The organism is Ruegeria sp. C6 (assembly GCF_056537625.1).
On sequence record NZ_JBQFRW010000001.1, the window covers coordinates 1,157,545 to 1,170,717 of the forward strand.

Here is a 13,173-nt window from a genome sequence, read left to right on the forward strand (position 1 = left end):
AACACAAAAAAGCCCCGTCCATCAGGAACGGGGCTCTTGTTTTCGTGAAGGTGGTAGATTTATTCGGGAATGATCACTTCGTCGACAACGTGAATGACGCCGTTGCTGGCTTCGATGTCGGCCTGCACAACTTTGGCACCATTAACTTTCACGCCATTTTTTGCGTTCACGCTTAGTCGGTCGCCTTGCACGGTCAAAACCTTCGCGCGCTTTCCTGCAATGTCGCCGGACATCACTTTGGCTGGCACGACATGGTAGGTCAGGATCGACACCAACTGGTCCTTGTTTTCTGGCAGAAGTAGGGTTTCAACAGTGCCTTCAGGCAGAGCTGCAAAAGCTTCATCCGTGGGTGCAAAGACGGTGAAGGGCCCATCGCCTTTCAGCGTATCAACCAGGCCTGCGGCCTGAACGGCAGCAACCAGGGTGTTGAAAGACCCGGCAGCAACTGCGGTATCTACGATATCAGCGGCCTGTGCCTTGACGGGCAGTGCAAGTGCAAATGCGGCGGCTGCGCCCATGAATGTGCGGCGGAACATGGCTGTTAACTCCTCTCCAGCTTGTTATGGAAAGGGGTACGGGCCTGAGTTCGAACCGGATCACACAGAAGTCAATTTTCTTTGAGCTGAACCCAGATGCTCTGCGCACGGCCCTCTTCTAGAAACGGCAGCGCTGCGACGGCGTCGGGGCGATCCTGCTGCAGGTAATATCCGGGCCAAAGCATTGAATAGAAACCGGATTGCAGCAAGGCGTGCAAAATGTACTGCTCACCCCATCCTGGGCAGTCATAGAAGAATCGTTTGGGATATTCATAAGGCAGAAAAACATCGTGGACATGAATGACAACGCCGGGTTTCAGCGCCGGAATGATCCGACAGAATAGATGGGCGACATCGTTGCTCATCCGAACCACATGGCTTGAATCGATGAACAGAACATCCCCAGCCTCAAGCTGATCGAACAGCGCGGGATCTACTTCTTCCAGTCGCTTCTGCTCAAACTGATCGACGACATGGGCGATATCTGCGCGCGGGTACGGATCAATTGCCGTGATCGTCGTATCCAAACCACCATCTATGATCGCCTGCCGCGTCACGCGAGTAGAGTTCCCGCAGCCGACCTCGATCACGCGCTTGGGCTGAAAGCGGCGGATCATCAGGTAAAGCGCATCCGCATCCGGGCTATCGTAATATCCATTGCCGGTGTGATAACCGGTTTGGTTTCGCGCCGGGTCCTTCAAAGCTGCAAGCGCATCGGCATGGCGCGTATACTCTTCGACAAGTTGCGCGATATCGAATCCGTCCATTCCCGGCGACAGGGCATAAGCGGGCCTGGTCAATCCCCCTGCCCGTTCGAACGCTTCCAGCCGCGCCCGTTCATCCTGTTCCGTAACCTTGTCGATCAGCTTGACGCCCAACTCATCTAGGGCTGCATTGATCTGCGGAAATTTTCTGGGTTTCACGAGGACGGCTCCACATTGCGTTGCGCCCGCTCTTTACCCGTGCACGCAGGACTTCCGCAAGAACCGACAGGCCAAACCCTTGGCAAAACGCTAATTTCCGTATTCACTGATGTGAATTGACCAACGAGGGCCGCCATGCAGCAGGAATTCACGATCGGCATTGAAGAGGAATACCTGCTGGTCGATCAAGACAGTCTGCAGCTCGCCGAGGCGCCCGCAGCATTGATGGAAGCTTGTCAGGCAGATTTCGAAGGCCAGGTCAGCCCGGAATTTCTGCAGTGCCAGATCGAAGTTGGGACCCGCCCACATGCTACGATCAGATCGGCGCGCGAAGATCTAAAGCGCCTGCGTTCTTGTGTATCAAAACGTGCAGCCGAGTATAATCTGGCTCCGATCGCGGTCTCTTGCCATCCGTTTGCGAACTGGAAAGATCAACACCATACACGGAAAGAACGCTATGACGCCCTGCAGCATGCTTTGGGCGGCGTGGCGCGGCGGATGCTGATCTGCGGAATGCACGTGCATGTGGGCGTCGAAGATCAAGCCTTGCGCGCCGACCTGGTACCCCAGCTTTCTTACTTTCTGCCCCATCTGCTGGCGTTGTCGACCTCGTCTCCTTATTGGAACGGCGAAGACACCGGGCTTTCCTCCTATAGGCTCACCGTGTTCGACAATCTGCCCCGGACCGGTCTGCCCCCGGTGTTCAGCAGTTGGGGCGAATACGAACGCACCACCGGCGTGCTGGTCGAACTCGGCGTGATCGAGGACACCTCTAAAATCTGGTGGGACCTACGTCCATCTCACCGGTTCCCCACCCTAGAAACACGCATCATGGACGTACAGCCAAGGCTTGAACATACGCTTTCGCTTGCAGCGCTAGTGCAGGCGCTGACCCGGATGCTGTGCCGCCTGAAAGACCGCAATCTTCGTTGGCGGCAATATGATAAGTTTCTGATCGGCGAAAACCGTTGGCGCGCGCAGCGCTACGGTGTGGGCGAAGGTCTGATCGATTTCGGTGATCGCTCAATCAAGCCGATGGCTGAACTGATCGGAGAGCTGATGGGCATGTTGGCCGAAGACACCGAGGCATTGGGTACCATGACCGAACTCGCCCGACTTCGGCAGATCGCAGAAAATGGCACCTCCGCCACCCGCCAACGCCGTGTTTACGCTGAAGCTTTGGCGCGCGGGGATGATCCGGGCATGGCGGTGGTCAAGCACCTGATCGAGGAATTTCACGCCGACCTATAAAGTCAAACCGCCGCCAAAATCTCTTTGATCCGGTCCGCTACAGGTTCATACAAATCGCGATCCGTCCAGTATCCGTTATGCGAAAGCGGGTTCCACGACGTAAAGATTTTGCCCGCATTGATCGGCTTATCCTTCAAGGCCCCACTTTGAGCGAGCTGTTCATAGCTTGGCGCGCTTTTGCCCAAAGGAAAACCCAAAACATCATGCTTGTCATAGTAGTTTCGCCACCAGGTCGAAAACTGCAACGCAGGCGGCAGCGCGCGGTTCGGGGCCATGATCGGAAAAATCTCATTCTCGGGATATGCGAACAGAAAAATCGGAATATTGCACCCAAACGTCACGAGGCCAGCAACGGTTTTCATGTTTTCAACATCTGTCGGGTGAACCGGTGAACCACCCTGGCGCAGATGCCTTTGCATGTCATAAATATAGTTCGACATTATGTGCCCACCCAGCGAATGCGCCAGGATCAGTACAGGCCCCTGTGGTCCGACCTGGTATTTGACGACCCCCATCACATTCTCGATTTTCTTGTGGATCGCCTCATAGATCTTATCGCCATCATCCGGAGTTGGTCGGTAAGAAGCCGCATCCGACAGATTGCACACTACAAACTCGCGCAGCTTGTCGTATCCTAGGCTGCGGTTGACCTTGCGCAGATATGCCTTTTGCCGCCCTTGCAGGATCTGTGCCCAGACCACCTCGTGCCAGATCACATCATCCATATCCGCGCCGACCCGGTTCGAAACGCGTCGTTTCAGCCCTTTGGAAAACGTTGGGGTCGTGGATGGGGGCTGGTTCTGAGGATTGTACTGGCTGCCCATGCCGTGAATCGCGATAACAGCAAGCTTGTGTGACGACATAAGAATACTCCGTAATGATCAAGAAAGCAGAATTCCCGCAGTATACCTCACCGTCCAGAAATCCCCTAAATCGCCGGGTTTGCCGTCATTGAAAAATTTCTGTAAGGATTGAAGAATAAAACGCTCGTTCAATTCTATAGCCATCAGGAAGCACACGTCATGGATTTCGCGCTGACCGAAGAACAAACGGCCATTTTCGACATGGCCTACGCCTTTGGCCAAGACCACATCGCCCCCTTCGCGCGTCAGTGGGAAGCAGACGGAACCATCCCCAAAGAGCTTTGGCCCAAAATCGGCGAACTAGGATTTGGTGGACTTTATGTCTCGGAAGAGGCTGGTGGTTCGGGTTTGACGCGATTGGATGCGACACTGGTGTTCGAAGCGCTATCGATGGCCTGCCCCTCGGTCGCGGCATTCCTGTCGATTCACAACATGTGCGCCAAAATGCTGGACAGCTTTGGCAGTGACGATCTGAAGTCCCGCATTATGCCAAGTATCCTCAGCCTCGAAACCGTCCTCAGCTACTGCCTGACGGAACCCGGATCGGGATCGGACGCTGCGGCGCTGAAAACGCGCGCTGAACGGACCAATGAAGGCTTCACGCTCAACGGCACAAAAGCGTTCATTTCCGGCGGCGGCTATTCGGATGCCTATGTCTGCATGGTTCGCACGGGTGAAGACGGCCCTAAAGGAATCTCTACCGTCTATGTCGAAGACGGCACGCCGGGCCTGAGTTTCGGTGGTCTGGAACAAAAAATGGGTTGGAAAAGCCAGCCAACCGCGCAAGTTCAGTTTGACGATTGCAAAATTCCATCCAGCAATCTGGTCGGGGCTGAAGGCGACGGTTTCAAATACGCGATGATGGGGCTGGACGGTGGCCGCCTGAACATCGCCTCCTGCTCGCTGGGGGCAGCTCAGAACGGTCTGGACATGACGTTGCAGTATATGTCCGAGCGCAAGGCCTTTGGACAATCGATCGATCAGTTTCAGGCGCTGCAGTTCCGACTGGCAGATATGGAGATTGAGCTACAGGCGGCGCGCACATTCTTGCGTCAGGCAGCGTGGAAACTTGATCAGGGCGCACCGGACGCCACAAAATTCTGTGCGATGGCCAAGAAATTCGTAACAGAAACCGGATCGAAAGTCGTGGATCAGTGTCTGCAATTGCACGGTGGATATGGTTATTTGGCTGATTATGGCATCGAGAAACTGGTGCGGGATCTGCGTGTGCATCAAATTTTGGAAGGCACGAACGAGATCATGCGCGTGATCGTTGCACGCCAGATGCTCTCCAATCGCTGAGGTCTTTGATGTCCGATATCGACATTCGCACCACAGGCCGTGCCGGGCGCATCACGCTGACACGACCACACGCCCTGAACGCCCTTAGCTATGAGATGTGCATGGCCATTGATACCGCTCTGCGCAACTGGCGTGAGGATGATCAAGTCGATCTGATCATTCTCGATGCCGAAGGCGACAAAGCCTTTTGCGCTGGCGGAGATATTGCCGAGCTTTATGCGACCGGCACCAAGGCGGACTATGCTTATGGCCAAACGTTTTGGCGCGACGAATACCGCCTGAATGCCTTGATTTTTGAGTACTCAAAACCAGTGATCAGCTTCCTGCAAGGTTTCACCATGGGTGGCGGGGTTGGCATCGGGTGCCATGGCAGCCATCGAGTGGTTGGAGAAAGCTCAAAGATCGCGATGCCGGAATGCTCAATCGGGCTGGTTCCTGATGTGGGCGGATCGCTGATGTTGGCGCTGGCGCCGGGGCGATTGGGCGAGTATCTGGGCACCACCGGCCACCGCATGGGGCCCGGAGATGCGATCTATGCCGGGTTTGCCGACCATTTCATTCCCCAAGAGCATTGGGCGGGGCTGATAGACCAGTTGGAAGCCTCTGGACGGGCGGAACTGGTGGATGAGCATGCAGTGCCCGCACCGGATAGCCCCTTGGCTGAAATGCAGGGCGAGATTGACAGGCTATTCAGCGGAGAAAGCCTTGGCGATATCCTGAACAGCTTGCGCAGCGATGACACAGAATTTTCGACGAAAATTCTCGGCACACTGCAGCGAAACTCTCCTATCTCCATGGCTTGTGCTGTCGAGATGTTGCATCGGCTGCGCGGAACCAACCTGACATTGCAAAAAGCGCTGGATCTGGAGTACCGGTTTACCTATCGCGCGATGGAGCATGGCGATTTTCTGGAAGGCATTCGCGCCCAGATCATCGACAAGGATCGCAACCCGAATTGGCAGTTTGCAGATTTGGATGTGCCTGCCGTCGCAGTGTCCAAGATGCTGCAGCCGCTCGGTGCGGATGCTTTAAGCTTTTCAGAGGAGTAAGGGATGAAAATCGCATTCATAGGGCTTGGCAACATGGGCGGCCCGATGGCGGCCAATCTGGCGCGCGCGGGCCATGACGTCATCGGCTTTGATCAAGTTGATGTCGCCATCGAAGGCGTGGCCATGGCGTCTTCCGGCGCTGCCGCTGCTGCGGAAGCCGACGTGGTTATCACCATGCTTCCCAACGGGCAAATTCTGCGCGCTGTGGCTGATGAAGTTGTCCCTGAAATGCAAGACGGCGCGGTTCTGATTGACTGCTCTACGGTCGATGTCGACAGCGCCCGCGCGGTGGCGCAGCAAGCTGCTCAGGCTGGTCTGCTATCAGTTGATGCACCTGTATCCGGCGGGATTGGTGGGGCCGCTGCAGGCACTTTGACCTTTATGGCCGGTGGATCTGACGCAGCTTTTGCCAAGGCGGCTCCGTTATTTGAAATCATGGGGCAAAAAGCGGTTCACTGCGGTGAAGCTGGCGCGGGTCAGGCCGCCAAAATCTGCAACAACATGATCCTCGGCGTGACGATGATCGCGACCTGCGAGGCATTTGCGCTTGCTGATAAATTGGGACTGGACCGGCAAAAGATGTTCGATGTGGTCAGCACCTCGTCAGGGTACAGCTGGACAATGAACGCCTATTGCCCTGCCCCAGGCGTTGGACCCCAAAGCCCATCCGACAATGACTATACCCCTGGTTTCGCCGCCGAGCTGATGTTGAAAGATCTACGCCTCAGCCAACAGGCCGCCGAAAGTGCGAATGCCGATACGCCCATGGGACAGGTTGCGACAAAGCTCTATGAATCGTTTGTCGAACACGAAGATGGCTTGGGGCGCGATTTCAGCGCCATGCTGCCACGTTTTGAGAAGCGGTCCAGAGACTGAACAACCTCAGAACGCAGCGCTCTACGAAGCACCAGAGAAGAAAATTCGCAGCATTTTCTTCTCTCGCTCTGTTCCTATTCGGCAGCTACGGCTTGCCCATCCAGCATTGGCTTCAAATAACGCCCAGTGTGGCTACGCTCACATTCAGCGACGTCTTCGGGCGTACCCTCAGCCACAATCTGACCTCCGCCATCGCCACCTTCCGGGCCAATGTCGATTATCCAGTCGGCGGTTTTTACGACATCGAGATTATGTTCGATGACAACAACAGTATTTCCTTGGTCGACCAGTTCGTGCAGGACTTCCAACAGTTTACGTACGTCCTCGAAATGCAGACCCGTTGTGGGTTCGTCCAGAATATACAGCGTTCGACCCGTTGATCGCTTGCTCAGTTCTTTAGAGAGCTTTACACGCTGCGCCTCACCACCGGAGAGCGTGGTCGCCTGTTGACCAACTTTGATGTAGCCGAGCCCAACGCGAGCCAAGGCATCCATCTTGTCACGGATCGATGGCACCGCTTTAAAAAACTCCTGCGCATCTTCCACTGTCATATCAAGTACATCCGCGATGGACTTACCCTTGAACTTGATCTCAAGCGTCTCACGGTTATATCGCGCGCCTTTGCAGGTTTCGCAGGTGACATAAACATCAGGCAGAAAGTGCATCTCGATCTTGATGACGCCATCACCCTGACACGCTTCGCACCGGCCGCCTTTGACGTTAAAGCTGAACCGCCCGGGCTTGTATCCACGCGCTTTGGCTTCTGGCAACCCGGCAAACCAGTCTCGGATCGGGGTGAAAGCCCCGGTGTAAGTCGCTGGATTTGAACGTGGAGTCCGGCCAATGGGTCGCTGGTCTATGTCGATCACCTTGTCCAGATGCTCAAGCCCTTTGATCGTTTCACAGGGCGCCGGTGTCTGGCGAGCGCCGTTCAACCGCATCGAGGCGGTTTTGAACAAAGTCTCAATCGTCAGCGTCGATTTTCCACCGCCAGACACACCGGTCACACAAACAAATTTTCCGAGCGGAAATTCGGCCGTCACGTTCTTGAGGTTGTTTCCCGTCGCCTTAACAACGGTCACTTTCTGCTTCTTTCCCTTTCGCCGCTCAACTGGCACCGGGATCTCGCGTGTGCCCGAAAGATATTGACCGGTGATCGAGGCCGCATCGCCGGCGATATGCTCGGGCGTACCGTGGCTGACCACCTGTCCGCCATGCACTCCTGCACCGGGACCGATATCAAACACATAATCCGCCTCGCGAATGGCCTCTTCGTCATGCTCAACGACGATGACCGTGTTGCCCTGGTCACGCAAATTCTTAAGCGTTCCCAGCAAACGATCATTGTCGCGTTGGTGCAGACCAATCGATGGCTCGTCGAGCACATACAATACCCCGGTCAGGCCCGAGCCGATCTGGCTCGCCAGACGGATACGCTGACTTTCACCTCCGGACAGGGTGCCACTTGAACGAGACATCGTAAGATATTCTAATCCAACATTATTCAAAAAACCCAACCGCTCGCGAATTTCCTTGAGAATTGCGCGCGCGATCTCGTTCTTTTGTGCGCTCAGATGATTTGGGGCATCCTCAACCCAGGCCAGCGCCTCGCGGATCGACATTTCGACGACCTGCCCGACGTGCAAACCCGCGATCTTGACGGCCAGCGCCTCAGCACGCAGACGGTAGCCTTTGCATGTGCCGCAGGGTCGGTTGTTTTGATAGCGCTCGAATTCTTCGCGAATCCAGGCGCTGTCAGTCTCGCGATAGCGGCGCTCCATGTTGGGGATGACGCCTTCAAAGCTTCGGGTAACCTGATAGACGCGGCCACCTTCATCATAACGGAACTGGATCTCTTCATCACCAGACCCGCGCAGAAACACCTGCTGGACTTTCTTGGGCAAGTCCTTCCAGGAAGTGTTCTTGTCAAACTCGTAATGTCGCGCGATAGCTTCGATCGTTTGCAGAAAATACGGTGATTTACCCTTCCGCCAGGGCGCAAGCGCCCCGTCATAGAGTTTCAATGTCTGGTCCGGCACGACCAGACGTTCATCAAAGAACAGTTCGACCCCAAGCCCGTCGCAATCGGGGCAAGCCCCAAAGGGCGCGTTGAATGAGAACAGGCGCGGCTCGATCTCGGGGATGGTGAACCCACTGACCGGGCAAGCAAAATTCTCACTGAATGTGATCCGTTCCGGGTCGCCCTCCTTCGGTGCGGTTTCGAGGATTGCGATCCCGTCCGCCAGATCCAGTGCGGTCCTTAGGCTGTCGGCCAGGCGTGTTTCCATGCCTTCTCGTACCACCAGACGATCGACAACGACGTCGATATCGTGGCGGAACTTCTTGTCCAGTGTCGGCGGCTCATCCAATTCATAGAACTCACCATCTACCTTGACGCGCTGAAAACCCTGCTTGCGCAGCTCAAGGAATTCTTTCCGATATTCACCCTTCCGATCACGAACGATGGGGGCCAGCAGATAGCCGCGCGTGCCCTCCTCCATCGTCATGATCCGGTCGACCATGTCCTGCACCTGCTGCGCCTCAATTGGCAATCCTGTGGCCGGGCTGTAAGGCGTACCAGCACGGGCAAAGAGCAAGCGCAGATAGTCGTAGATCTCGGTTACGGTGCCCACGGTCGAACGCGGGTTTTTTGAGGTCGTCTTCTGCTCGATCGAAATCGCGGGGCTTAGTCCGCTGATGTGATCCACATCAGGCTTCTCCATCATATCGAGGAACTGGCGCGCATAGGCCGACAGGCTTTCGACATAGCGGCGCTGCCCTTCGGCATAGATCGTATCAAATGCCAAAGAAGACTTTCCCGAGCCCGACAGGCCAGTGATCACCACCAGCTGATCCCGTGGGATGTCGACATCAATGCTCTTGAGGTTATGCTCGCGCGCACCGCGCACCTCGATATTCTTCAGCTCAGCCATTCAGGCCCCCAACAACCAACGTCACTCAGAGATAGGCGAGAGCGGCTGAGTCTCCAACCAAAAAATTAGAACAAAGTAAGAACAGGCGATTTTTCGACACTCGGCTTAAGCACTGGTTTTCTTAGCCAGAGCCCATGCGCAGATTGGAAAATCGGGATCGTTCTCCAAATTGTCTGTCTCAGGGTCATAAACAGGAGGCCATTCAAGTTCGAGATTGCGCAAAGCGGCGTGCCGATTGCCCCACTGTTCGGCCCGGATGAGATCCGGGTCGAACCCACACTCAGTGAGCAGGTTTTTCAATCCGCGCGCAGACCAGCGCGAACAGTCATGCGGAGCGGCGTGAAACGGAATGAAGAACGGGACGGCCAGCCAGAAATACCCTCCGGGTCTTAGCATCTCCAGCACGTTCAGCGTGGCTTCAACCGGGCGATCCAAGTGCTCCCACACCTGATTGGCCAAAACCAGATCGACCTTTCGCACCTGCTGTTGTTTGTTCAGAACGGGTCCGGTGCAGATATCATGTTGCTTATGCCAAATCTGTTCATAGCTGCAAAATCCAAATTGCTTACCCCACGAACCAGAAATCTCAATGACATCAAGTGTTTCCGGCTTCAGGCCGCGGACCCACTGCCGGCTGCGCCGTGCCATGATGACTCGATTTAGACTGGTCACTGCTTGCCCCTGATGTTTTGCAGGCAATAAACCATAAGATCAGTAAGATGTCGGCACAAAAAAACGCCCACAAGGGCGTATGACTTTCTAAATCGAAGGAAATGGCGCGGTTGACGGGGCTCGAACCCGCGACCCCCGGCGTGACAGGCCGGTACTCTAACCAACTGAGCTACAACCGCGCATTTAGGGTCTATGTGCGATCCGTTTGCCCGGATCAAAGGCTGGCAGCGATGGCGCGGTTGACGGGGCTCGAACCCGCGACCCCCGGCGTGACAGGCCGGTACTCTAACCAACTGAGCTACAACCGCCCACTGCCCGTTCATCTCTGAACGTTGGGGTGTATTATGGCTACACCCCGGCATCGTCAAGCGGCGTTTTCAAGTTTTTTGCTCGAACCTGATTTTTTCCGATCTATACGACTTGGCGGGCAATGTGTGAAAACCGGATTTCGTCTGACGCGCTGCAATTTGAACGCTTTGAACTTGCGGCGAAACACAAGCCACTGTATCAAACGCCGCTATGGGTGATTAGCTCAGTGGTAGAGCGCTTCGTTCACATCGAAGATGTCAGGAGTTCAAATCTCTTATCACCCACCATATTATTCAAATGCTTATGCGGCATAGTTGAAGCGTTTTGGAGCCATTTGGTTCAACGCTGCGAGCACAATGCTGTCATCCTCCGACATACACGCCGGATTTAGGACGATAAAAAACCTTTTGGTCATGCAGACGCCCCAGAAGGTCGTGTGCCTTGCGCACAAAGTCTTCACGGGTTTCCCTTTCTTCTACCCTCTCGTCAACAGGGACATTTGATCTGGAAGCTATGGCATGACGCATCGCCTCTTCGATTATATCCATATCTTCGACCGAAAGCTCGAACATATCATTGTACAGAGGCATCCTGGGTTCTCCTACCTTGGCACAGACGACCAGCGTGCCTCATGTTCCGAGTCAATTCCACTTCAAATACCTATTGCCGGCGATCGCGTTTCGAAGAACACGCCCAGCAGGATTTAGAAAATGAATCGGGCAGACCGCGTTCTCGCGAATTTTCTGCATGATATGTGGCACTTGCCATGTTTCCCGTGGCCTGCTTATCCTGATGTCATAGCCACCAATAAGGCACCCCTCTTTGGGCGAGAAATAACATGGCGAAACTGAAGCGGGAAATTGGCCTGGTCGGCCTGACCTTCATTTCGGTTGGAGGAATCATTGGGTCAGGCTGGCTTTTCGGCCCCCTACTCGCCGTGCAACACGCAGGCCCCGCCGCGGTTCTTTCTTGGATTATTGGCGCCGTTGCGATGTTCATACTGGCAATAACATTCGCCGAGATTTCAGCGATGTTACCTATCCCAGGCGGAATCGCACGCGTCCCTCAGTTCTCACACGGCAACATCGTGTCGATGGCGATGGGATGGACGGCCTGGATTGGCTACAACACCACCGCTCCGATCGAAGTTGAAGCCATGCTTAAATACCTCGCGCCCTACGCGTCATGGCTCCACGCCGCAGATACCGGCGAACTGACCGGCGCTGGTGTTTCGGTCGCCTTGCTGTTCATGTTGCTGTTCGTCGCTGTGAACGCACTGGGCGTAAAATTTTTTGCACAGGTAAATGCAACGCTGACCTGGGCCAAGATTGCCATTCCGATAGTGTTGTCCGTGTTGTTGATCGCGACCCGCTTTGACGTGCAGAATTTCTCCGCCCCTGACGGTTTCGCCCCCTACGGCCTGAAAGGCATCATGGCCGCAGTATCAACCGGTGGGGTGATCTTTTCCTTTATAGGTTTCCGACATGTTGTTGATATGGCAGGAGAAGTTCGAAACCCAAAATTCGACATCCCGGCCGCTCTGGTTCTATCCATTGTATTATGTGCCTTGATCTACCTTGGATTACAGGTGGCCTTTATCGGCGCGCTTGATCCCGCGATGATCCGCAATGGTTGGGCAAGCCTCAACTTTGGCGGACAAGGTCCCTTGGATGGCGTCATAATGTCCGTCGGGACATTGTGGTTCCTCAGCTTGCTGAACGTCGGGTCGGTCATCGGCCCGTTTGGCAATGGGTTGGTTGCAACAGGATCGAACGCTCGTATCGCTCTGGCCCTGTCGCAAAACGGGTTCCTGCCGAAACGTTTGCAGATCTTGTCATCGTTCGGAGTACCGCTTTGGGCCTTGGCTCTCAACTTTCTGATTGGCACTCTGTTTTTACTGACGGTCCCGTTCGCAACCGTAATCGCCCTGAACGGGGCCGCCATTGTGCTTTCATTCGCGGTCGGCCCAATCGCCGTGGTGTGTTTACGCGATCTGATGCCTGACCGCCCGCGCTCAATCCGTATTCCCGCCGTCAAACTTGTCGGGCTCACGGCCTTCGCGATATCAACCCTGATCGTCTACTGGAGCGGATGGGACACGGTCTGGAGGCTGGGAATTGCACTGCTCATCGGCATGGCGCTGCTGCTGATCCGCTTTCACAATCGGCTCGATGAAATGGACGCAACCGAGGCGCTTTGGCTGATGCCCTATTTCTGTGGTTTGGGGCTGATCTCTTACATGGGTCAGTTTGGAGAAGGCGCGCAAAAGCAGATCCCGTTTGGTTGGGACATTGTGCTGTGTGCGGCATTTTCGGCGGTGATTTTTGCGCTCGCCGTACGCTCGGCGCTGTCAGACAAAAAATTCCAGGCTTACATCGAAAACGAAGAGGTGCTGGACCCGGCCAAACCTGTCATTGGACTTTGAACAAAAAAAGGCGGGGAATGACCCCGCCTTTCTA

Annotated in this window: 11 protein-coding genes and 3 tRNA genes; 6 read left to right on the forward strand and 8 right to left on the reverse strand. The window is 55.1% G+C overall.

What is annotated here, in order from left to right; genetic code table 11:
- Positions 1 to 59: 59 nt before the first annotated feature.
- Together ACR0MJ_RS05770 and ACR0MJ_RS05775 are read right to left on the reverse strand one after the other, a co-directional pair.
- Positions 60 to 536, reverse strand: a complete 477-nt coding sequence (locus ACR0MJ_RS05770) for a fasciclin domain-containing protein (protein ID WP_170393195.1) — start codon at positions 534 to 536, stop codon at positions 60 to 62.
- Between the two features lie 71 nt (positions 537 to 607).
- A complete protein-coding gene (locus tag ACR0MJ_RS05775; RefSeq protein ID WP_480759795.1) occupies positions 608 to 1,459 on the reverse strand; it encodes a class I SAM-dependent methyltransferase in 852 nt (283 codons plus the stop codon).
- 135 nt (positions 1,460 to 1,594) lie between these two features.
- Between ACR0MJ_RS05775 and ACR0MJ_RS05780 the strand changes: the two genes are divergently transcribed.
- Positions 1,595 to 2,710 (forward strand): carboxylate-amine ligase, encoded by a 1,116-nt coding sequence (locus tag ACR0MJ_RS05780; RefSeq protein ID WP_170610460.1) that lies wholly within the window; start codon positions 1,595 to 1,597, stop codon positions 2,708 to 2,710.
- A gap of 2 nt (positions 2,711 to 2,712) precedes the next feature.
- Here ACR0MJ_RS05780 and ACR0MJ_RS05785 read toward each other — a convergent pair whose 3' ends face one another.
- On the reverse strand, positions 2,713 to 3,573 hold the full coding sequence (locus ACR0MJ_RS05785) for a hypothetical protein (protein ID WP_170393198.1): 861 nt from the start codon (positions 3,571 to 3,573) through the stop codon (positions 2,713 to 2,715).
- A 159-nt stretch (positions 3,574 to 3,732) separates the two neighbouring features.
- Between ACR0MJ_RS05785 and ACR0MJ_RS05790 the strand changes: the two genes are divergently transcribed.
- The 3 genes from ACR0MJ_RS05790 to mmsB are packed head-to-tail and all read left to right on the forward strand — an operon-like array spanning position 3,733 to position 6,800.
- Complete coding sequence (locus ACR0MJ_RS05790) at positions 3,733 to 4,875, forward strand: acyl-CoA dehydrogenase family protein (protein WP_170421396.1); 1,143 nt, start codon at positions 3,733 to 3,735, stop codon at positions 4,873 to 4,875.
- Between the two features lie 8 nt (positions 4,876 to 4,883).
- Positions 4,884 to 5,924, forward strand: a complete 1,041-nt coding sequence (locus ACR0MJ_RS05795) for an enoyl-CoA hydratase/isomerase family protein (protein ID WP_480759799.1) — start codon at positions 4,884 to 4,886, stop codon at positions 5,922 to 5,924.
- A gap of 3 nt (positions 5,925 to 5,927) precedes the next feature.
- Positions 5,928 to 6,800 carry a 3-hydroxyisobutyrate dehydrogenase gene (gene mmsB, locus ACR0MJ_RS05800; protein WP_480759803.1) on the forward strand — a complete coding sequence of 291 codons (873 nt, stop codon included), beginning with the start codon at positions 5,928 to 5,930 and terminating at the stop codon, positions 6,798 to 6,800.
- 74 nt (positions 6,801 to 6,874) lie between these two features.
- On the opposite strand, the gene uvrA is transcribed toward mmsB, so the two are convergent.
- The 4 genes from uvrA to ACR0MJ_RS05820 form a co-directional block, all read right to left on the reverse strand.
- Positions 6,875 to 9,733, reverse strand: a complete 2,859-nt coding sequence (uvrA, locus tag ACR0MJ_RS05805) for an excinuclease ABC subunit UvrA (protein WP_480759806.1) — start codon at positions 9,731 to 9,733, stop codon at positions 6,875 to 6,877.
- A 105-nt stretch (positions 9,734 to 9,838) separates the two neighbouring features.
- Complete coding sequence (locus ACR0MJ_RS05810) at positions 9,839 to 10,405, reverse strand: methyltransferase domain-containing protein (RefSeq protein ID WP_170393203.1); 567 nt, start codon at positions 10,403 to 10,405, stop codon at positions 9,839 to 9,841.
- A gap of 102 nt (positions 10,406 to 10,507) precedes the next feature.
- A tRNA-Asp gene (locus ACR0MJ_RS05815) sits at positions 10,508 to 10,584 on the reverse strand.
- A gap of 52 nt (positions 10,585 to 10,636) precedes the next feature.
- Positions 10,637 to 10,713 (reverse strand) — tRNA-Asp (locus ACR0MJ_RS05820).
- Between the two features lie 213 nt (positions 10,714 to 10,926).
- On the opposite strand from ACR0MJ_RS05820, the gene ACR0MJ_RS05825 reads away from it, so the two are divergent.
- A tRNA-Val gene (locus tag ACR0MJ_RS05825) sits at positions 10,927 to 11,001 on the forward strand.
- Positions 11,002 to 11,076: 75 nt separating this feature from the next.
- Here the strand turns inward: ACR0MJ_RS05825 and ACR0MJ_RS05830 are convergent.
- On the reverse strand, positions 11,077 to 11,304 hold the full coding sequence (locus tag ACR0MJ_RS05830; protein ID WP_170405503.1) for a hypothetical protein: 228 nt from the start codon (positions 11,302 to 11,304) through the stop codon (positions 11,077 to 11,079).
- Between the two features lie 248 nt (positions 11,305 to 11,552).
- Here ACR0MJ_RS05830 and ACR0MJ_RS05835 point away from each other — a divergent pair, with 248 nt between their 5' ends.
- Complete coding sequence (locus tag ACR0MJ_RS05835) at positions 11,553 to 13,139, forward strand: APC family permease (RefSeq protein WP_480759811.1); 1,587 nt, start codon at positions 11,553 to 11,555, stop codon at positions 13,137 to 13,139.
- Positions 13,140 to 13,173: the final 34 nt, after the last annotated feature.

Bases quoted from the DNA above. Each gene is read 5' to 3' on its own strand.
- ACR0MJ_RS05785 (WP_170393198.1), bottom strand. From the start codon at position 3,573: ATGTCGTCACACAAGCTTGCTGTTATCGCGATTCACGGCATGGGCAGC.
- uvrA (WP_480759806.1), bottom strand. From the start codon at position 9,733: ATGGCTGAGCTGAAGAATATCGAGGTGCGCGGTGCGCGCGAGCATAAC.
- ACR0MJ_RS05830 (WP_170405503.1), bottom strand. From the start codon at position 11,304: ATGCCTCTGTACAATGATATGTTCGAGCTTTCGGTCGAAGATATGGAT.
- mmsB (WP_480759803.1), top strand. From the start codon at position 5,928: ATGAAAATCGCATTCATAGGGCTTGGCAACATGGGCGGCCCGATGGCG.
- ACR0MJ_RS05780 (WP_170610460.1), top strand. From the start codon at position 1,595: ATGCAGCAGGAATTCACGATCGGCATTGAAGAGGAATACCTGCTGGTC.
- ACR0MJ_RS05795 (WP_480759799.1), top strand. From the start codon at position 4,884: ATGTCCGATATCGACATTCGCACCACAGGCCGTGCCGGGCGCATCACG.
- ACR0MJ_RS05770 (WP_170393195.1), bottom strand. From the start codon at position 536: ATGTTCCGCCGCACATTCATGGGCGCAGCCGCCGCATTTGCACTTGCA.
- ACR0MJ_RS05790 (WP_170421396.1), top strand. From the start codon at position 3,733: ATGGATTTCGCGCTGACCGAAGAACAAACGGCCATTTTCGACATGGCC.
- ACR0MJ_RS05835 (WP_480759811.1), top strand. From the start codon at position 11,553: ATGGCGAAACTGAAGCGGGAAATTGGCCTGGTCGGCCTGACCTTCATT.